The sequence below is a fragment of the Brevundimonas naejangsanensis DSM 23858 genome, assembly GCF_000421705.1.
GTDB lineage: Bacteria > Pseudomonadota > Alphaproteobacteria > Caulobacterales > Caulobacteraceae > Brevundimonas > Brevundimonas naejangsanensis.
Genome location: NZ_ATXN01000002.1, coordinates 945,696 through 964,975, shown reverse-complemented (window position 1 = coordinate 964,975; position 19,280 = coordinate 945,696). Strand labels below are relative to the sequence as shown.

Sequence of the window (19,280 nt, the reverse complement as noted above, 5' to 3'; positions counted from 1 at the left end):
GTTCGCGTGATCCGTCCGATTTCGATTAGCCGCCCGGCGTAGCGCTGCAGGGCTGACAGCCCCGCGCACGTCGGGATTTTCTCGAAACATTCCGCCGAGACGTCGCCGCCTTGAGGCATCAGGGCATGGGCCGTTCGGCGGCTTCACGCTAGACTGACGCCTGACGCCGCTTCCGAAGCGGCCGCGCGCGCAAAGACGAAAAGACATTTCATGGCTGACGCCGACACCCAGACCCCTTCCGGCCGCGACTATCGCGACACCGTCTTCCTGCCCGAGACGCCGTTCCCGATGCGCGGCGGCCTGCCCAAGAAGGAGCCGGAAATCCTGGCCCAGTGGGGCGATCTGTACGGCCATCTGCGCAGCCTCCGTCAATCGCAGAACGCGCCCCTCTATGTGCTGCACGACGGCCCGCCTTACGCCAACGGCGACATCCATATCGGTCACGCCCTGAACAAGACGCTGAAGGACTTCGTGGTCCGCTCGCGCTTCCTGCTGGGCTATGACGTCGACTACGTGCCGGGCTGGGACTGCCACGGCCTGCCGATCGAGTGGAAGATCGAGGAGCAGTTCCGCGCCAAGGGCCGCCGCAAGGACGAGGTCTCCAAGGAGGAGTTCCGCACCGCCTGCCGCGAATACGCCGGCAAATACATCGACCTGCAGCGCGACCAGTTCCTGCGTCTGGGCGTCACCGGCGACTTCGCCAACCGCTACGCCACCATGGACTTCGCCTCCGAGGCGGCCATCGTTTCGGAGTTCCACAAGTTCAAGAACTCGGGCCAGCTGTATCGCGGATCCAAGCCGGTGATGTGGTCGCCGGTCGAGCGCACCGCATTGGCCGACGCCGAGGTCGAGTATCACGACCACGTCTCGCCCACGATCTGGGTCAAGTTCCCGGTGGTCGGTGCGACCGACAGCCACCCGGACGACCTGCTGGCCTTCCGCACGGCGACGCCGTCGATCGTGATCTGGACCACGACGCCGTGGACCATCCCGGCCAACCGGGCGATCAGCTACGGCCCCGAAATCAACTACGGCCTGTATGAGGTCACGGCCCTTGAGGAAGGGCTGGACTATGAGCCCTGGGCCAAGCCGGGCGACCGCTTCATCCTCGCCGACAAGCTGGCCGAAGAGGTGTTCAAGGCCGCGAAGATCGCCGCCTGGACGCGCGTCTACGACATCGACCCGTCGGGTCTGGAATGCGCCCACCCGCTGGCCGCGCTGGACAGCGGTTACGGCTTCTCCGTGCCGCTGCTGGCGGGCGACCACGTCACCGACGACGCAGGAACCGGCTTCGTCCACACGGCGCCGGGCCACGGGGCGGACGACTTCGCCGTCTGGCTGGCCCACGGTCATCGCGAGGTGCCGGACACGGTCGATCCCGACGGCGCCTATTATGAGCATGTTCCTCTGTTCGCGGGCCTGAAGGTGCTGGAGACCGAGGGCAAGAAGACGGGCAAGTTCGGTCCCGCCAACGGCGCCGTGATGGAAAAGCTGATCGAGGCCGGAAACCTGCTGGCGCGCGGCCGGATGGAACACTCCTATCCGCACAGCTGGCGCTCCAAGGCGCCCATCATCTTCCGCAACACCCCGCAGTGGTTCATCCGCATGGATGAGGAGCTGGAAGACGGCGCGACCCTGCGCGATCGTGCGCTGAACGCCATCGACGCCACCGCCTTCCACCCGGCGGCGGGCAAGAACCGCATCCGCTCCATGGTCGAGGGCCGCCCCGACTGGCTGATCAGCCGTCAGCGCGCCTGGGGCACGCCGCTGGCCATGTTCGTGGACAAGCAGACCGGCCAGCCCCTGCACGATCCCGAGGTCGACGCCCGCATCGTCAAGGCCGTGGCCGAGGGCGGCGCCGACGTCTGGTTCTCGGCGCCCGACGCCGACTTCCTGGGCGCGCATGATCCCGAGCGGTTCGAGAAGGTGACGGACATTCTCGACGTCTGGTTCGATTCTGGCTCGACCCACGCCTTCACCCTGGACCCGCGCACGGCCGCGAGCGGCTATACGGGCGACCGCCCGTCGCACTGGCCCGCCGACCTCTATCTGGAAGGCTCGGACCAGCATCGCGGCTGGTTCCAGTCGTCGCTGCTGGAAGGCTGTGGCACGCGCGGTCGCGCCCCGTTCAACGCTGTCCTGACCCACGGCTTCACCCTGGACGAGAACGGGGAGAAGATGTCGAAGTCGCGGGGCAATACGACCGACCCCCTGACCATCATCAAGGAATCCGGCGCCGACATCCTGCGTCTGTGGGTGGCTCTGGTCGACTATTCGGACGACCAGCGCATCGGCAAGCAGATCCTGCAGACCACAGTCGACGCCTATCGCAAGCTGAGGAACACCGTCCGCTATCTGCTGGGCGCGCTGAACGGCTTCGACGAGGCAGAGCGCCTGACGGACTATTCGCAGTTCCCGCCGCTGGAGAAGTTCATCCTGCATCGCCTGTGGGAGCTGGACGCTCAGGTGCGTCAGGCCTACGCCGAATACCGCTTCCAGGACGTGGTGCGGCCGGTGCTGGAGTTCTGTTCGGGCGATCTGTCGGCGCTGTATTTCGACGTGCGCAAGGACAGCCTCTATTGCGACCGTCCCGACAGCATCAAGCGTCGTGCGGTCCGCACGGTGATGGACGAGGTCTTCAGCCGCCTGACCACCTGGCTGGCTCCGCTGACGCCCTTCACCATGGACGAGGCCTGGACCACGCGCTTCCCCGACGCCGGCACCAACTGCGCGCGGGTGATCCCCGAGACGCCCGCCGGATGGGAAAACGCGGCTGAGGCGGCGCGCTGGGCCAAGGTCGAGACTGTGCTGGAAGAGGTCAACGAAGCCCTGGAAGCCGCACGTCGCGACAAGGTCATCGGCGGGGCGCTGGACGCCTGGCCGGTGGTGACGGCCCCGGCTGAACTGCTGGCGCCGTTCGAGGGGCTGGACGCCGCCGAGGTGTTCCGCACCTCGGGCGCCGAACTCGTGGCGGGCGGCGACGCCGTCACGGTCGAGGTGAAGACGGCGAACTATCCCAAGTGCGCTCGCTCCTGGCGCCGTGTGCCGGACGTCGGTTCTGACGCCGACTACCCCGACCTGTCGGCCCGCGACGCTGACACGGTGCGCTGGCTGGATGCGCGCAAGGCGTAAAGGAGATCAGGCCCCTCCGTTCGCCGGAGGGGCCTTTTTCTTCCTTCTCCCACAGGGGGAGAAGGATCCCGCGCCTAGAGCCGCACCCGCTGCTCAGCCGATTTCAGCGTCGAGCGGACGAAGTCGGCGGGCGGGTCGGTCTCGGCCAGGACGGCTTCCTTGATGGCACGCGGCTCGCCGAACAGATGACCCTGGCCCATGGCGATATCCAGCTCAAGGATGTCGACGACCTGTTTCTCGCTCTCGACCTTTTCGGCGATCAGTTCCAGGCCGTGGCGGCGGGTCAAGGGGGCGAAGTCCCCGGCGCGGATGTCGGGCTGGCTGGGCAGTGGGGCGGCGCCGTCCAGGTCCAGCAGTTGTTCGATCAGCAGGTCGGCCGCCACCTTGATGAAGCGCACGTCCGAGCGTTGCAGGTCGGCGAAGTCCAGGTCCAGCGTCTGCACCTTGTCGATGGAGAAGCGGAAGCCCAGATCGGCCAGCTTGGCCATGTTGCGCGCTTCGACGGCGCCGCGCGCGTCGAACGTCGCCTGACCCAGTTCGAAGATCAGGGCGTCCTTCAGGTCGCGGTTCTGGCTCAGGAAGTCGAGGAACTGCGGGAAGAAGGTCTCGTCGCCCAGCGAGGCGAGCGAGATGTTGCAGAAGACCCCGACCTTGCGGTCCTGACTGGCCAGACGGCGCACGATCTGGGCGCAGCGGAACAGCAGCAGGTTGTCGATGGCGGGCAGCAGGCCCTCGCCCTCGGCCACCGACAGGTATTCGGCGGGCATCATCACCCGGTTCGAGGGGTCGCGCAGGCGGGTGAAGCTTTCATAGAAGACCGTCCGCCGCTGGGGCAGGGTCACGACGGGCTGCAGATACAGGTCGACGCGGTTCTCGCTCAGGGCGTCGTGGACGGTCTTCAGCAGGGTGTTCGACTGGACCTGACGGCGGCCTTCGAAGGTGTCGGCGGTCAAGGTGGAGGCGGCCAGCCGTTCCTCGATGGATTCGCTCATCTGCTGGACCAGACCTTCCAGCATCCGCACCTCGCCCGTCAGGGCGTCGGTGCGCGACAGGGCGCCGGTCTCGATGGCCTGGGCCAGTTCGGTCAGGGCGCCTTGCGTCGACTCCATCGCGTCGGCCAGCAGGCGGTGGGCCTCGCGCACCTTGCCGATTTCCAGACGCAGGGCGCGGCGGTCGGCCATGCCGGTGACGATGGCGTGGGCGCCGGCCATGATCCCCAGCGCGCCCAGCACTCCGGCTGCGCCTGCGCCCGCTCCAAGACCGGCGCGCCAGATCATCGCCCCGATGGTCAGGGCGAGGAACAGGTAGCCGAAGAACAGGAAGCCGCCGGTGATCTTTCGCATGGGGCCGGTCAGAACCGCCTTTCCCTATAGAATCGATCAAGTATCACGTTAACGAAGGCTAACGGCTAGGGTCCGCGCGGATAAACGGGCGGTAAAAGGAGGTTAACGCATGGAATTGTTCGATCTGAGCGGCAAGGTCGCCATCATCACCGGCTCTTCCAAGGGCATCGGCAAGGCCATCGCCGAGCGTCTGGCCGAGCACGGCGCCCGCGTCGTCATCTCCTCGCGCAAGGCCGGGCCGTGCGAAGAGGTCGCCGTCGCCATCAATGACAAGCATGGCGAGGGCCGCGCCATCGCCATTCCCGCCAACATCGCCTCCAAGGAAGACCTGCAGCGGCTGGTGGACGACACGCGCGCCGACTTTGGCCGGATCGACATCCTGGTCTGCAATGCGGCGACCAATCCCTACGCCGGGCCGATGGCGGGCATCGCCGACGAACAGTTCGAAAAGATCCTTCAGAACAACGTCATCTCCAACCACTGGCTGATCCAGATGGTCGCGCCGGAGATGCTGGAGCGGAAGGACGGGGCGATCCTGATCATCTCGTCCATCGGCGGCCTGCGCGGCAACGGCCTGATCGGCGCCTACAACATCTCCAAGGCCGCCGATATGCAACTGGCGCGCAATCTGGCGGTCGAATATGGGCCGTCGAACGTGCGGGTGAACTGTATCGCACCGGGCCTGGTTCAGACCGATTTCGCCCGCTACCTGTGGGAGAATCCGGAGCTGCTGAAGACCGTCACCGATCCTGCGCCGCTGAAAAGGATCGGCCAGCCGGATGAAATTGCCGGCACGGCGGTCTATCTGTGCAGCCCTGCGTCGGCCTATGTGACCGGCCAGACCCTTGTGGTGGACGGCGGACTGACGATTGCCTGGTGATCAAACGCGCTCAAGCAGCCCAAAGGGCGGTAGCGCACATAGAGACGATCAAACGCGCTCAAGTAGCCCGAAGGGCGGTAGCGCACATAAAGAGGTCCCGTTTCTTCAGGACCTGAACTGGCGGCTGGAGGCGGCGGCGTTTCAGGGGCTGTTCGGCTTTCTGCGCCTGCTGGGCGTCGAGCGGGCCTCGGGCTTCGGCGGCAAGCTGCTGCGGACGCTGGGGCCGCTGACCGGCACGCACAAGACGGTGACGCGCAACCTGCGCATCGCCTTTCCCGACATGGACGAAGGCGAGCGCAACCGTCTGGCCGTGGATCAGTGGGAGCAGACGGGCCGCACCTTCGCCGAACTGGCGGTCATGGACAGACTGACGCCGGAAAGCGGGCGCATCGACATCGTCGGGCTGGAGCGGCTTCACGCCGTGCGCGACAGTGGCCGCCCGGTCGTGCTGATCTCGGGCCATCTGGCCAATTTCGAGGTCATGGCGGCGGTCATCATGGCGGCGGGCGTGCCGTGCCAGGTGACCTATCGCGCGGCCAACAATCCCTATGTCGACGCCCTGATCCGCCAGAGCCGCGAGCGTTACGGCATCAAGCTGTTCGCGCCCAAGGGCGACGGCACGCGCGAGCTGATGGCGGGGATGAAGCGCGGCGAATCCATCGCCCTGCTGGTCGATCAGAAATACAGCCAGGGGCCGGAGGTCGAGTTCTTCGGCCAGCCGGTCAACGCCTCGCCGGGCGCGGCGCGCATGGCGCTGAAGTTCGGCACGGTGATGCAGCCCCTGTCGGTGGTGCGTCTGCCGGGCGTGCGTTTCCGCGTCACGGCCCATGAGCCGATCGCCGTGCCGGACACGGGCGACAAGGCCGCCGATGTGCGGGCGGGAGTGCTGGCGGCCAACCGTTTCGTCGAGGATCGGGTGCGCGAGCATCCGGTCGACTGGTTCTGGGTGCACAAACGCTGGCCGCCTCAAGTCTATGAGGCGCTGCGAGAGGCTGAGGCCTAAATCGCTGTGTCGTCGGCGCGACGGAACGGACCGGCGTAGCTCTCGGTTCGCGTGCGGCGACGGTCTGGGCCGAAATAGCTGGCCGAACGCACGAAGGGGCGGGGACGCAGGATCACCGCCTCGATCCGCGTCAGCAGGGTCTGGGCCTTGACCGGCTTGGCGACGAATTCGGTGACGCCCGCGTCGCGCGCCTCGGTTACGCGGCTTTTCTCGGAATGGCCCGTCATCATGATGACGGGCAGATAGGGATTGGCGCTGTCAGCCTCGTTGCGGACAGCGCGGGTGAAGGCCACCCCGTCCATCGGCTTCATGCGGAAGTCGACGATGGCGATGTCGACGGCTTCTTGACGCAGCAACTCCAGCGCCGCCGCCCCGTCCTCGGCCTCGGTCAGGCGGCCGACGCCGACGGATTTCAGCATGGCCGCGACGATGGCGCGCATATTGGGATTGTCGTCGACCAGCAGGACGTGGATCGAACTCAGGGCGGACATTGGAACACCGGCGAACGGAGGTGCCGGGGATCATCCGGCGGACAGGGAGGGCGAAGAAAAGTCGCTGCTCAACCCGGCGGCTGGGCGGCGAGATATTCGCGCGGCCCGGCATAGGCCTCCTGTCGCTCTACCGACCAGTAGCGCAGGGCCGCCAGGGGAATGGCGACGCCGCTGACGGCGCAACGCACAAAGGCGCCGGCGGACAGAACAGCGAACTCGCCGTCGCCATAGTGCAGGCTGGCCGTCTGGCCCGAGTCTTGAGGAATCTGCGTGCTCATGGGGCCATCATAGCGCGGACCGGGTGCGGCACGAGAGCCGAATCGCGGTCATCTGGCCGTGCGCCTCCGTTATCTGCCGGATATTTCATGTCTCGATCGCCCGCCGCCGTTCTCGCCGTCGCCGTTTCGGCCGCCGTTCTGGCCGCCGCCTCCGGCGTGAACGCTCAGGCTGGGGCGGAGGCGCGCCCGACGATCCGCGACCTCGGACGGGCGCCGGGCATACTGTCGCCGGGACCGTTGAACGCCATCACTGATGTGGCGGGCGTAAAAGTGGGGCAGGTGACGCTGCATTCGGGGGACAGCATCCGCACTGGCGTCACCGCCATCGTGCCGCACGGCGGCTCCCTGTTCCGCGACAAGGTTCCGGCCGGGCTGTCGGTCGCCAACGGCTTCGGCAAGCTGGCGGGCGCGACCCAGATCAGGGAGCTGGGCGAGATCGAGACGCCCATCATCCTGACCAACACCCTGTCCGTGGCGCGAGGGATCGACGGCGTTCTGGACTGGACGCTGAAACAGCCGGGGCATGAGGATGTCCGCTCGGTCAACGCCGTGGTGGGCGAGACGAACGATGGCGGGCTGAACGATATCCGCGCGCGCGTCGTCACGGCCGCCGACGTGGTGCGGGCCATCGAGACGGCGACGACAGGCCCGGTCGAGCAGGGCGCGGTCGGCGCAGGGACGGGCACCATTGCTTTCGGTTTCAAGGGCGGGATCGGCACCAGTTCGCGTAAGCTGCCCGATAGTCTGGGCGGCTTCACCGTGGGTGTGCTGGTCCAGTCGAACTACGGCGGGGTCTTGAGCATCGACGGGGCGCCGGTCGGGGTGCGGCTGGGCCGTTACTACCTGCGCGAAGAGGTGGAGAATGAGCGCGCCGACGGCTCCATCATGATCGTGGTGGCGACCGATGCGCCGCTGTCGGACCGCAATCTGGAGCGGCTGGCGAACCGCGCCTTCGCCGGTCTGGCGCGGACGGGGGCGGCCTTCTCGAACGGGTCAGGAGACTATGCAATCGCGTTTTCGACGGCGGATGGCGTGCGACGGACATCGGAACGCCGGTCGGGGCAGGCGATGGTCGCGGACTGGCCCAACGACCGGATGTCGCCCCTGTTCGTCGCGGTCGCCGAGGCGACGGAGGAGGCCATCCTCAACTCCCTGTTGAAGGCGCAGACGACGACCTCGGTCATTGATGGCAAGCCGGTGACGGTTGAGGCGCTGGACATCGAGGCGGTGAAGGCGGTGCTGGGCGAGGCCGGCGGCGCGGCCCCTTTAAACCCGCTCATCCCGGCGGACGCCGGGACCCAGTGAGAGCGACGCGCTCGGTTCTCTGGAGACTGGCGCCGAGTTTTCAAGCGCTGAGGTTGAAGCCAAAGCACTGGGTCCCGGCGTCCGCCGGGAGGAGCGGAGTTATTAGAAGTTAGAACAGGTCGCCCTGTCCGGCAGGAGGGGCCTTCGGGCGCGGTGCGGACTTGGGCGTGGGGCGCGGCATCCCACCCTCGCCGTCGATCGTCGCGCCCTTGGCGCCGTCGCCGAAGACGATCTGCACCGTCTGACCCGGCGACAGGGCGGCGGCAGAGGCGATCATGGCGCCCTGGGCGTCCTCGATGCGGGCGAAGCCGGGTTTGGGCGTCTTGGGGTTCAGCGTCGTCAGGGCGCGGGACAGGGAGGCGAGGCGGTCCTCGGCGCGCTCCAGCCGACGCGGCATGACCCCGTCCAGACGTACGCTCAGCGCCTCCAGCCGCGCCTGTCTCTGATCAAGGCGGCGGTGCAGGGGCGCGGGGCTGAGGCGGCCCGCCGTTTGCAGCAGGCGGCGCTCGTTGCGGGCGACCCCGGCCTGAAGCGCGGAGCCCAGACGGTCGGCGGCGCCGCGCAGGCGGTCCTGACCTCGCTCGACGCGGGCGCGCAGCAGGCCAGGCGTCAGTCGACCGGCCGCGACCGCCAACTGTCGCTCATGCACGGCGACGTTGCGGTGCAGGCCCGAACCGAGGCGGCTGGCGGCGAGGTCCAGTCGTTGCTGCGGCAGGGCCAGCAGGTCTTCGGGGCGGGCGGGCAGGCCGCGCGCGACGGCGCGCAGGCGGGTGCGGCGGTCCTCCAGCATCCGCGCCCCGGCGCGCGACAGGCGGCCCTCCAGATCGCTGAGCGCCCAGCGCAGATCGGCCAGCACCGGCGTGGCGATTTCGGCCGCCCCGGTCGGAGTCGGCGCCCGGCGGTCGGAGACGAAGTCGATCAGGGTGGTGTCGGTCTCGTGCCCGACGGCCGAGATTATGGGGATGCGGGCGGCTGCGACCGTGCGCGCCAGACCCTCGTCGTTGAAGCACCACAGGTCCTCGACCGAGCCGCCGCCGCGCGCGACGATCAGCAGGTCCGGGCGGGGGATCGGCCCGTCAGGCGTCATCTGGTCGAAGCCGCGGATGGCGTTCGACACCTGGCCGCAGGCGGCGTCGCCCTGAACCACAACGGGCCAGACGATGACGCGGCAGGGCCAGCGCTCGGCGATGCGGTGCAGGATGTCGCGGATGACGGCGCCGGTGGGGCTGGTGATGACGCCGATGGTTGCCGGGAAAGCGGGCAGAGCTTGCTTCTTCGCCGGGTCGAACAGGCCCTCGTCGCGCAAGCGGACCTTCAGCCGCTCCAGCTGGGCCAGCAGGGCGCCCGCGCCCGCCGCCTCCATGCTCTCGATCACGATCTGATAGGAAGAGCGCGCCGGATAGGAGGTGATCTTGCCGGTGACGATGACCTCCAGCCCCGTCTCGGGCTGGACGCCCAGACCGCGCACCACGCCCTTCCAGATCACGCCGTCGATGGCCGATTTGTCGTCCTTCAGCGTCAGGTAGACGTGGCCCGAGGCGTGGCGGTTCACCTTGGAGATTTCGCCGCGCAGCCGCACATGGCCGAAGCGTTCCTCCAAGGTGCGCTTCAGGGCGAAGCTCAGCTCCGAGATCGACAGCGGCGGATTGTTGTCGCGGGCGGGTTGCGGGGCCGCGCCCTCGAAAGCGTAGTCGTCGTCGGAGGTCATGGCGCCATCCTAGACGCCGCCGTCGCGCCCGCAAAGGCGTCTGCGGCAAGCGTGGCGGAACGGGCGCCTCTCCGCGCGCGTTCGCGCATCATGGTGCAGTCCCCAGACCCGCTGCCGGAAGACGCTACGGACGACGCCCTGCCGCCCGATCAGGCGCGTGAGCGCGACCTGGCGCGCCGCAGCCATAATCCGGCGCTCAGCCCGTGGCTGATTCTGGGCGTGATTCTTTTGGCCGGCGCCGGCGTCTATGTGGTCTCGGCTCTGATCTAGGACAGGAGGACGTGATGATGAGGATATTGCTCGCCGCCGCCTCGGCCGCAGCTTTGATGGCGGCCTGCTCAGAGGCGCCGCCCAAGCCGGCAAAGACGCCGGAAGCTTCGCCCGACGCGGCCTCGGCGCCGAGGATGACGCATACGGCCGCTCCTGCGGCGGGCGCGACGGCGCTGGGTCTGACCGTCAAGCAACTGGAGGACGCCGATCTCATCACCCCGGCGGGGATTGATCTGGGCGACGTCCAGAAGGTCGATGTGGACGCTTCGGGCGCCATCACCGGGCTGATCATCGAGCCGGCAGGCGAGGGCGGGCCGCGCTGGGTGCGTATTTCGTTGGATGGCCTTACGCCCCGCAAGGAAGGCGACGACTATGACCTGGTGTCGGACATGACGCTGGAGCAGTTGAAAGCCATGCCCGCCTGGATGCCCTGATTTGCATGATCTTGCGTCCGCTAACCCTTTCCGGCGCTTGACCGGGACGGCGCGTGCGGCCATTCCGCCCGGATGAACATTCTGCTCGTCGGATCGGGAGGGCGCGAACACGCCCTGGCCTGGAAGATCGCCCAGTCGCCGCTGGTCACGCGGCTTGTCGTCGCGCCCGGCAATCCCGGCATGGCTTCGCTGGGCGAGATGCGGCCCGACCTGAAGGCGACGGACGCGGAAGGCCTGGCGGCCCTGGCGCGCGAGATGAAGGCCGATCTGGTCGTCGTCGGGCCTGAATCGGCCCTCGCCGAGGGCTTGGCCGACCGTCTGCACGCGGCGGGCATCCCCTGCTTCGGCCCGACGCAGGCGGCGGCGCAACTGGAAACCTCCAAGGCCTTTTCCAAGGCCTTCCTGCAGCGCCACGGCATTCCGACGGCGGGCTATGGCGTTTATGAGGACGTCGCCTCGGCCAAGGCGGCGCTGGATCGGTATGCGGCCCCCTATGTCATCAAGGCCGACGGTCTGGCGGCGGGCAAGGGCGTGGCCATCAGCCCCGATCGCGCCGACGCCGAGGCCGAGATCGCACGAATGCTGGGCGGCCGGTTCGGCGCGGCCGGGGCGCGCGTGGTGATCGAAGAGTTCATGGACGGGGAAGAGGGCTCCCTCTTCGTCCTGTCGGATGGGACGCGGTCGGTGTTGTTCGGCGGCGCGCAGGACCACAAGCGCGCCTTTGACGGCGACATGGGCCCCAACACCGGCGGCATGGGCGCATATTCGCCTGCGCCCGTCTTCACGGCGGCCTTCACCGACGCCGCCAATGAGCGCGTGGTCGTTCCGACCATCCAGAAGATGGCCGAGGAAGGCGTTCCCTATCGCGGCGTCCTCTATGTCGGCCTGATGGCGACGACTGAAGGCCCCAAGGTGGTCGAGTTCAACGCCCGCTTCGGCGACCCCGAATGTCAGGTGCTGATGATGCGGCTGGACGGCGATGTCGTGCCGCTGCTGCTGGCCTGCGCGCGCGGCGACCTGACCCAGGCGCCGGCGCCGGTCTTCAAGCCCGGCGTGGTCATCTGCGTGGTGCTGGCGGCCAAGGGCTATCCCGACAGCCCGCTGGAAGGCTCGGTCATTCGCGGCGCGGATCAGGACTTCGGACCGCACGTCCAGGTCTTCCACGCGGGGACCAGGCTGCGTGACGACGGCGTCCTGGCGGCGGCGGGCGGTCGGGTGCTGAACGTCTGCGCCTATGGCGACGACGTGGCCCAGGCGCGTGAGCGCGCCTATGAGGCCATCGCCAAGATCGACTGGCCGGGCGGCTTCCACCGCACCGACATCGGCTGGCGGGCGCTGGAGCCGCGCTGACGCGGCCCGGGCGGCTTCAGATCATCGCGAACAACAGCCGCCCTTCGCCCATGCGTTCGCGCAAGGGGACCAGGTCGGCGTGGGACACCGAGAAGCAGCCGTAGGACCGGCCCAGCTTGCCCTGGCGCGCCAAAAAGGCCGGGTCTGCGTAGTCGGCGCCGTGGATGATGATGGCCCGCTCGCGCGCCAGATTGTTGGAATACTCCAGCCCGTCCAGCAGGACGTTCGGCCCTTGCTGGCTGCCCCAGCTGGCGCCCGCCGTAGCGTAGGCGCCGATCGAGGACATATGGCTGTCCGGGCGGTTCGAGAACTGCTGCGCATAGCCTGAATGCGCCGGGTCCGATCCGCGGCCGTGGCTGGTGCGATAAGCCGTGACCCAGCCGCCTTCCAGATCGACTTCGTACAGGCGGTCCTCGCCCGAGAACTTCTGGAAATCGACCAGATACATCCGGTCGCGCTTCGATATCTTATGACCGTGCACGTCCATAGCAGCGCGGGCGCGCTCGATCAGGTCCGGACGCACAATGCCGTGGGGGTCGATCGTCGTCCCGGCGTCCGCCATCTGCACATGGGCTGTGCGCGCGCGCTCAGGTACGATAGGCAGCGTTGGAGCGACGGCTCCGGCGAGCTGAAGTTGAGAGGTGGAGGCGGCGGAGGAGCACCCCGCCAACAGGGCCGAACCGCCCAAAATCAAGCCACGTCTGGAAAGCCGCATGCGACGCCCCTCGCACGGTTAAACAACTGTATCGGCTTGTTTCATGAACCGTCGTTAGAACGCAACCTTGGCCTTGGCGGGAAGATTGGAATGGTTATGTTGCGCGCTTCAGTAACGGGAGGGATACATGAAAAAGCTTGCCCTGATTGTGACCGCAGCTGTTTTGGCTGCCACCGGCGCCGAGGCGCGCCAAGCCCCGGCGGCAGCGCCGGTTTCGGCTGAACAGGCGACGAAGTTCGTCCAAGTGGGGCGGCTTTTGGCCGATCCGGCCAGCGGCCGGGTGCTGCGCGATAAAACTCTCGTGATCAGAGGGAACCAGGTTGTCGAAATCCGCGACGGCTTCGTCGGCGAGGGGAACGTCGTCGATCTGCGCTCGGCCTTCGTGCTGCCCGGCCTGATCGACAGCCACGTCCATCTGGGCAGCGAGCAGAGCCCGAACAGCCGTCTGGACCGGCTGACCATGTCGAACGCCGACCAGGCGATGGTCGGGGCGCGTCACGCCCGTCGCACCCTGAATGCAGGCTTCACCACGGTGGCGGACCTGGGCGGCGCCAATGAGTCGATCTTCGCCCTGCGTGACGCGGTGCGGCGCGGCGACGTGGCCGGACCGCGCATCATCGCCGCTGGTTCGTCCGTCTCGGTCCACGGCGGCCATGGCGACGCCAACGGCTATCGCGAAGACATCCTGCACGTCCTGTCGAACGAGAGCGTCTGCTCGGGGGCCGAAGACTGCCGCCGCGCGGTGCGGACCCAGGTTCGCGCGGGCGCCGACATCATCAAGATCACGGCCACGGGCGGCGTGCTGTCGAACACCGCCGCCGGTCTGAACCAGCAGTTCACCCAGGATGAACTGGCCTCCATCGTCGAGGTTGCGCACCGCATGGGCCGTCAGGTCACCGCCCACGCCCACGGCGTCGACGGCATCAACGCCTTCCTGAAGGCGGGCGGCGATTCCATCGAGCACGGCACCTATCTGGATGATGAGTCCATGCGCCTGTTCAAGGCCAACGGCGCCTGGCTGGTGCCGACCCTGCTGGCGGGCGACTTCGTCGCGCGCGTGGCCTCGGGCCCTGAAAACTTCTTCACTCCGGCCCAGACGGCCAAGGCTCTTGAAGCCGGTCCCAAGATGCTGGACATGGCCGCCCGCGCCCATCGCGGCGGGGTCAAGATCGCCTTCGGCACCGACTCGGGCGTCTCGGCCCACGGCGACAACGCCCAGGAGTTCGCCCTGCTGGTGCGCGCAGGTCTGACGCCGCTGGAGGCCATTCAGTCGGCCACGATCGGCGCCGCCGAGCACCTGAAGATCTCGGCCGAAGCGGGCCGTATCGCGCCGGGCATGCCGGCCGATCTGATCGCCGTCGCCGGCGACCCTCTGAACGATGTGACCGAGCTTGAGCGCGTCCGCTTCGTCATGAAGGGCGGCCAGGTCTTCCGTCAGGACTGAGGCTTCAGCCGATCCAGCAGGAAGGCGGTGAAAGCCGCCTCATCCTCGAAACGAGCGACGACGGGCCAGGGTGAAACCCTGGCCCTTCTTTCTGGGCTGAGCCGGACCCAGTCCTTTTCCGTCGTCACCAGACCGGCGCCGTAGACCGACGCCCGATCATTCAGAAAGGCGAAGTCGCGATCCGACAGTTCGGCGTGGTCGGGGAAGGGGACGAAGTCCTTCAGATCGCATCCGGCGGCGATCAGCGACCGCTCCACCTTCCACGGCTTGGCGATGCCTGCGAAGCCGACCTGCGGTCCCGGCGGCGGCGGGCCTTCGGGCGCCAGTCGGGCGATGAAGACGGGCAGGCTGTCGAAAACCTCGATCAATTCAGGATCGACCTCGGCCAGGTCGGTGGGCAGCAGCACCACCACGGCGTCTGCGCGCGCCAGCCCCGCCTTCAGGGGTTCGCGCATCGGGCCGGAGGGAAAGACCGAGCCGTCGCCGAACGGCCATTCGCCGCCGCGCGTCTCGCCATCGACCACGATCAGGCTGATCGCCTTCTTCAACGAAGGATTCTGATGGGCGTCGTCCAGCACCAGGACGGCGACGCCATCGGCCGCTGCGGCGCGGGCGCCTTTGACGCGATCTCGGGCGATCCAGGCGGGCGATCCTTGCGCCAGCATCAGGGGTTCGTCGCCGACATCGGCGGCGGTGTGGACGGCCGGATCGACACGGACCGGGCCTTCGAGCTTGCCGCCATAGCCGCGCGACAGGGCGGCGGCCTCGATCCCTTGAGCGCGCAGCAGGCGTAGCGTCTCACGCGCGATCGGCGTTTTGCCCGAGCCGCCGACGGTCAGATTGCCGATGGAGACGACCGCCGCGCCGGGATCGACCGGCGTGGCGCTGGCGATCTTGCGCGCCGTCACGCCCGCCCACAGCCATGAGGCGGGCTTCAGCAGCATCCGCGTCACCGGGGCGTGGCGACGCTCGCGGCTATACCACCAGCGGGGGGTGTTCAGTTTCACGGGCGTCTCCGCGACGGGGCGGCGGGCAGGTGGGTCTGAAGCGCCAGCCACAGGCGGTCCAGACCGGCGGCGGCGGCCTCTGCGGATCGCCGGGCGCGCTCGCCCATGTCGCGGGCGGCCTCGGGGTCGGCCAGCATGGGGCCGACGACCGAGGGCAGTTCGACGGGCGACAGGACGGAGACGAGGCCGCCCGCCTGCTTCAGCATCCGGGTCACGGCCTGCCAGTTGCTGGCGTCCGGGCCGGTGACGATGGGCTTGGCTAGGCGCGCAGGCTCCAGCGGGTTGTGGCCGCCGACCGCGCCGCCGCCCAGCGCTGGGGCGAAGGAGCCGCCCATGACCACCACATCGGCCAGTCGCAGGAACAGCCCCAGTTCGCCCAGGGTGTCGGCCAGATAGATGTCGGTCTGGTCGCAGATCGGCTGGCCCTGACTGCGCCGGGCGAAGCCGTAGCCGTCGTGGGTCAGGGCCTCGGCGATGGCGTCGGCGCGTTCGGGGTGGCGCGGCACGACGATCAGGAACAGGCGGTCGGCCAGATGATCCAGCGCGCCGACTATGGCCATTTCCTCATGCTCATGGGTGCTGGCGGCGACGACGACGGGGCGGTCGTCGATCAGAGCCGACAGGCGGGCGAACTCGCCCTTGTCATAGGGCAGGGGCTCGCCGGACAGCTTCAGGTTCACCTGACCGTCGATGCGCGCGCCCAGCGCGCTCAGCCGGTCGGCGCTGTCCTGATCCTGAGGCCAGACGTGCGAAAAGCCGTTCATCAGGGCGCGGGCCATGCCGGGCGCCTTCTTCCACCCTTGGGCCGTCTTGTCGGTGATGCGGGCACTGACGAGGGCCAGCGGCACGCCGCGTTTCTGTGCCGTGGTCAGCAGATTGGGCCACAGTTCGCTCTCGACGAAGACGCCGACGTTGGGCCGCCAGTGGTCGAGGAAGGCCGCGACGGCCGAGGGGGCGTCCACCGGGGCGAACTGGTGGATGACGCCGCGCGGCAGGCGACTGGCCAGCACCTGGGCCGAGGTCAGGGTGCCGGTGGTGACCAGCACGGTCACATCGGGCCGGTCCTTGCGGATTCGCTCGGCCAGCGGAAGGATGGACAGGGCCTCGCCGACGCTGATGCCGTGAATCCAGACCAGAGGCCCCTCGGGGCGCGCCATGCCGGGCAGGCCCAGCCGTTCGTCGACGCGGGCGGGGTCTTCCTTGCCCTTGCGGACGCGGGCGTCCAGCAGGCGCGGGGCCAGCGGCTCCAGCAGACGGGTCAGCAGCCGATAGGCGATCAGGGCGGGGCTGAAGGCCACGGTCAGACGCGCTCCAGCCCGGTTATGGCGTCGGCGCGGGCCTCGACGGCGGTCAGGCGCTGGCCCCATTCGGCGGCGACCTCGGCCAGATCGCCGCCTTCAGGCCAGTCGACCCGGTCCCAGACGACGGCGCCCTTCCCGAATGGCAGGGGCAGCAGGGCGCGATCCCAACTGTTCAGCCGGATCGCCGGTTTGCACGACATGCCGATCAGCAGTACGGGCGCCTTGGAAATCTTCGCCATCAACGGCAGGCCCTCGGCCATCTGCCGCGCCGGACCGCGCGGGCCGTCGGGGGTCAGCGCGAGAGCGCCCAGCTTCAACTGCTTCAGGCCGTCGCGCAGGGCCTGTGTCCCGCCCTTGGCCTGTTTGGCCTTGTCCTTGTTGGCGGAGGAGCCGCGCACGGCGGGAAAGCCCTGACGCGCGATCGCCTTGGCGATGAACTCGCCGTCGGCGGACAGGGAGATCAGCGCCTTGGCGGGTTGGGCTCTGTCCTTGGGCCAGCAGGACGGCGCCAGGGCGATGCGAGAGTGCCAGAAGGCGCACAGCACCCCTCCGCCGTCACGCCAGACATCTTCAGCCGCGGCCTCATTCTCATGGGTCCAGCGGATGGTGGCGATGCAGAACCGCATCCACTGGGCCAGGGTCCAGGACAGGGCGTTCTGGATGGCGGGGTTGCGCAGCGGCCTCATGCGCCCGTCTCGTCGGGAAGCTCGACCAGAGGCGGCAGTTCCATGGGGTCGCTGTCCAGCGACTGCTGCCGGGCCAGCCGGGCGTAGAGACCGCCGCGCGCCACAAGCGCGTCGTGCGAGCCTTCCTCGACCACGCGGCCGCCGTCGATGACGTAGATGCGGTCGGCGTTCTTCACCGTGGACAGGCGGTGGGCGATCATCAGGGTGGCGCGGCCGTTCATCAGCCGCTCCAGCGCCGCCTGGACCAGGGCCTCGCTCTCGGTGTCCAGCGCGCTGGTGGCCTCGTCCAGCAACAGGATGGGCGCGTCCTTCAGGAAGGCGCGGGCGATGGCGATGCGCTGGCGCTGGCCGCCGGACAGGCGGGCACCGGCCTCGCCCACGCGGGTGGCGTAGCCGTCCGGCAGGGCCGCGATAAAGTCGTGGGCGGCGGCAGAGCGGGCGGCGGCCACGATATCCTCGGCCGAGGCGCCGGGGCGGCCATAGGCGATATTGGCGGCGATGGTGTCGTCGAACAGGAAGGGCTCCTGCGTCACCAGGGCGATGTGATCGCGCAGGGACGGAAGGCTAAGCTCGCGGATGTCGCGACCATTCAGCGTCACCCGCCCCGCCGTTACGTCATAGAAGCGCGGCAGCAGGCTGAGGATGGTCGACTTGCCCCCACCCGACGGGCCGACAAGGGCGATCGTCTCGCCCGGCGCCACGTGCAGGCTGACGTCCGACAGGGTCGGCGCGGCGTCATCTACTTCGGCGCGATAGGCGAAACACACGCGCTCCAGAGCGACCGTTACGGGACCGGGTGCGACCTCGGCCGCGTCGCTGGCCTCGCGGATCTCGGGCTCGATATCCAGGGCGGCGAACAGGCGGCGGGCGGCGGTGAAGCCCTCGCTCAGCACCGTGGTCAGGTTCGTCACCTGACGCAGCGCCTGACCGGCCAGCAGCAACATGCCGATGAAGGAGGCGAAGGCGCCGACGGTCATCTGCCCCTTACTGGCGCTCCATCCGGCATAGGCCATGGCGGCGGCCACCACGGAATAGGCGACGATGTCGCTGGCGGGGCCGGAGAAGGCGCGGCTGTCGGCGCCCTTGATGACGTGGCGCTGGCGGCGGTCGATGACGGTGGCGACGCGGGCTTCCTCGGCCGCCTCGCGGTTCTCGATCTTGATGACGCGGACGCCGTCCAGATTCTCCATCAGCGCGCTGGACAGGGCCTCGGTCTCGACCATCGCGCCGCGCGCGGCCTTGCGAGACTTCTTGCCGAAGCGGCCGATGATCCAACTGACCAGCGGCACACCCAGCAGAACGATCAGCGTCAGCGGCAGATCGATGAAGCCCATGGCGATGATGACGCCCAGCAGCATCAGGGCGTTCTGCGTGTAGTTGACTACGCCCGAGGTGAAGGCCTCGCGCACCAGATTGGCGTCGAACAGGACCGACGACACGAACGTCCCTGAATGCTGGCTGCGCAGACGCGACAGGTCGGCCCGGATCATGCCCGAGAACAACTGCTTCTGAATGTCGCCGACAATGCCGTGGCCCAGCCGGTTCACCAGCGCCGCCTGGCCCGCCATGCTCAGCGAACGGATCACCGCCACGACGATGATGAACAGGGGAATGGCGATCAGCACCTTGTCCGCCGGAATGGTGAGCGTCTTCCAGATCGTCACTGGCCCCTGATGCTGGCCGAACAGCAGGTCGATCGCAGGCTCAAGGAACTTCAGCAGCAGGGCCGTCAGACCGCCCGACACGCCCGCCAGCAGCATGGAGGTGAAGAAGGCCGGCTTGTGCCGCGACAGATACTCGCGCCAGATGCGGGCGAGCAGGGGCCGCAGCGGCTCGCGGGCGTCGGCATGAGGAGCGGGAACAGTCATCGGCCTTCGGTCGAACGGCTGAGGCGGCAAGTCAAGCGGCCGCGCGAGAGAGAGGCGCCGCGGGA

General features: G+C 68.3%; 17 protein-coding genes. 8 read left to right on the top strand and 9 right to left on the bottom strand.

Translation table 11 applies throughout. The features are described from left to right. The first annotated feature begins 210 nt into the window (after positions 1 to 210). Entirely contained in the window at positions 211 to 3,132 is a 2,922-nt protein-coding gene (ileS, locus tag H556_RS0104915) for an isoleucine--tRNA ligase (RefSeq protein WP_024353376.1), read from the top strand. A gap of 74 nt (positions 3,133 to 3,206) precedes the next feature. Here the strand turns inward: ileS and tipF are convergent, their stop codons facing one another. Beyond that, the gene (tipF, locus tag H556_RS0104910) at positions 3,207 to 4,475 is read right to left on the bottom strand and encodes a flagella assembly cyclic-di-GMP phosphodiesterase TipF (RefSeq protein WP_024353375.1); all 1,269 of its coding nucleotides are present in this window, start codon (positions 4,473 to 4,475) and stop codon (positions 3,207 to 3,209) included. 109 nt (positions 4,476 to 4,584) lie between these two features. Here tipF and H556_RS0104905 point away from each other — a divergent pair, with 109 nt between their 5' ends. Together H556_RS0104905 and H556_RS0104900 are read left to right on the top strand one after the other, a co-directional pair. Beyond that, positions 4,585 to 5,355, top strand: a complete 771-nt coding sequence (locus tag H556_RS0104905; RefSeq protein ID WP_024353374.1) for an SDR family NAD(P)-dependent oxidoreductase — start codon at positions 4,585 to 4,587, stop codon at positions 5,353 to 5,355. Beyond that, the gene (locus tag H556_RS0104900) at positions 5,345 to 6,358 is read left to right on the top strand and encodes a lysophospholipid acyltransferase family protein (RefSeq protein WP_024353373.1); all 1,014 of its coding nucleotides are present in this window, start codon (positions 5,345 to 5,347) and stop codon (positions 6,356 to 6,358) included. Before H556_RS0104905 ends, H556_RS0104900 begins: the two co-directional genes overlap by 11 nt. Here H556_RS0104900 and H556_RS0104895 read toward each other — a convergent pair. Both H556_RS0104895 and H556_RS0104890 read right to left on the bottom strand, forming a co-directional pair. Further along, on the bottom strand, positions 6,355 to 6,849 hold the full coding sequence (locus tag H556_RS0104895) for a response regulator (protein ID WP_024353372.1): 495 nt from the start codon (positions 6,847 to 6,849) through the stop codon (positions 6,355 to 6,357). The two genes, H556_RS0104900 and H556_RS0104895, sit on opposite strands and share 4 nt — an antisense overlap. A gap of 68 nt (positions 6,850 to 6,917) precedes the next feature. Continuing rightward, positions 6,918 to 7,127, bottom strand: a complete 210-nt coding sequence (locus H556_RS0104890; protein ID WP_024353371.1) for a DUF2093 domain-containing protein — start codon at positions 7,125 to 7,127, stop codon at positions 6,918 to 6,920. An 87-nt stretch (positions 7,128 to 7,214) separates the two neighbouring features. Here H556_RS0104890 and H556_RS0104885 point away from each other — a divergent pair, with 87 nt between their 5' ends. Then, positions 7,215 to 8,432, top strand: a complete 1,218-nt coding sequence (locus tag H556_RS0104885; RefSeq protein ID WP_024353370.1) for a DmpA family aminopeptidase — start codon at positions 7,215 to 7,217, stop codon at positions 8,430 to 8,432. A gap of 109 nt (positions 8,433 to 8,541) precedes the next feature. Here H556_RS0104885 and xseA read toward each other — a convergent pair whose 3' ends face one another. Further along, a complete protein-coding gene (gene xseA / locus H556_RS0104880) occupies positions 8,542 to 10,140 on the bottom strand; it encodes an exodeoxyribonuclease VII large subunit (RefSeq protein WP_024353369.1) in 1,599 nt (532 codons plus the stop codon). A gap of 90 nt (positions 10,141 to 10,230) precedes the next feature. Here xseA and H556_RS0104875 point away from each other — a divergent pair, with 90 nt between their 5' ends. The 3 genes from H556_RS0104875 to purD all read left to right on the top strand — a co-directional run bounded on the left by H556_RS0104875 (position 10,231) and on the right by purD (position 12,194). Next, complete coding sequence (locus H556_RS0104875) at positions 10,231 to 10,410, top strand: hypothetical protein (protein WP_029673213.1); 180 nt, start codon at positions 10,231 to 10,233, stop codon at positions 10,408 to 10,410. A gap of 14 nt (positions 10,411 to 10,424) precedes the next feature. Beyond that, on the top strand, positions 10,425 to 10,844 hold the full coding sequence (locus H556_RS0104870; protein ID WP_029673212.1) for a hypothetical protein: 420 nt from the start codon (positions 10,425 to 10,427) through the stop codon (positions 10,842 to 10,844). Positions 10,845 to 10,916: 72 nt separating this feature from the next. Beyond that, a complete protein-coding gene (purD, locus tag H556_RS0104865; protein ID WP_024353367.1) occupies positions 10,917 to 12,194 on the top strand; it encodes a phosphoribosylamine--glycine ligase in 1,278 nt (425 codons plus the stop codon). A gap of 16 nt (positions 12,195 to 12,210) precedes the next feature. On the opposite strand, the gene H556_RS0104860 is transcribed toward purD, so the two are convergent. Then, entirely contained in the window at positions 12,211 to 12,909 is a 699-nt protein-coding gene (locus tag H556_RS0104860; RefSeq protein WP_024353366.1) for a murein L,D-transpeptidase catalytic domain-containing protein, read from the bottom strand. A gap of 127 nt (positions 12,910 to 13,036) precedes the next feature. Here H556_RS0104860 and H556_RS0104855 point away from each other — a divergent pair, with 127 nt between their 5' ends. After that, positions 13,037 to 14,353 (top strand): metal-dependent hydrolase family protein, encoded by a 1,317-nt coding sequence (locus tag H556_RS0104855; RefSeq protein WP_024353365.1) that lies wholly within the window; start codon positions 13,037 to 13,039, stop codon positions 14,351 to 14,353. Here the strand turns inward: H556_RS0104855 and lpxK are convergent. The 4 genes from lpxK to H556_RS0104835 are packed head-to-tail and all read right to left on the bottom strand — an operon-like array spanning position 14,344 to position 19,215. Further along, positions 14,344 to 15,360 (bottom strand): tetraacyldisaccharide 4'-kinase, encoded by a 1,017-nt coding sequence (lpxK, locus tag H556_RS0104850; protein ID WP_024353364.1) that lies wholly within the window; start codon positions 15,358 to 15,360, stop codon positions 14,344 to 14,346. The genes H556_RS0104855 and lpxK overlap by 10 nt on opposite strands. Further along, positions 15,357 to 16,658, bottom strand: a complete 1,302-nt coding sequence (locus tag H556_RS0104845) for a 3-deoxy-D-manno-octulosonic acid transferase (protein WP_024353363.1) — start codon at positions 16,656 to 16,658, stop codon at positions 15,357 to 15,359. The genes lpxK and H556_RS0104845 overlap by 4 nt, the downstream gene beginning before the upstream one ends. A gap of 2 nt (positions 16,659 to 16,660) precedes the next feature. Then, complete coding sequence (locus H556_RS0104840; RefSeq protein WP_024353362.1) at positions 16,661 to 17,347, bottom strand: lysophospholipid acyltransferase family protein; 687 nt, start codon at positions 17,345 to 17,347, stop codon at positions 16,661 to 16,663. After that, positions 17,344 to 19,215, bottom strand: coding sequence for an ABC transporter ATP-binding protein (locus H556_RS0104835; RefSeq protein ID WP_024353361.1), 1,872 nt, complete (start codon positions 19,213 to 19,215; stop codon positions 17,344 to 17,346). The genes H556_RS0104840 and H556_RS0104835 overlap by 4 nt, the downstream gene beginning before the upstream one ends. Positions 19,216 to 19,280: the final 65 nt, after the last annotated feature.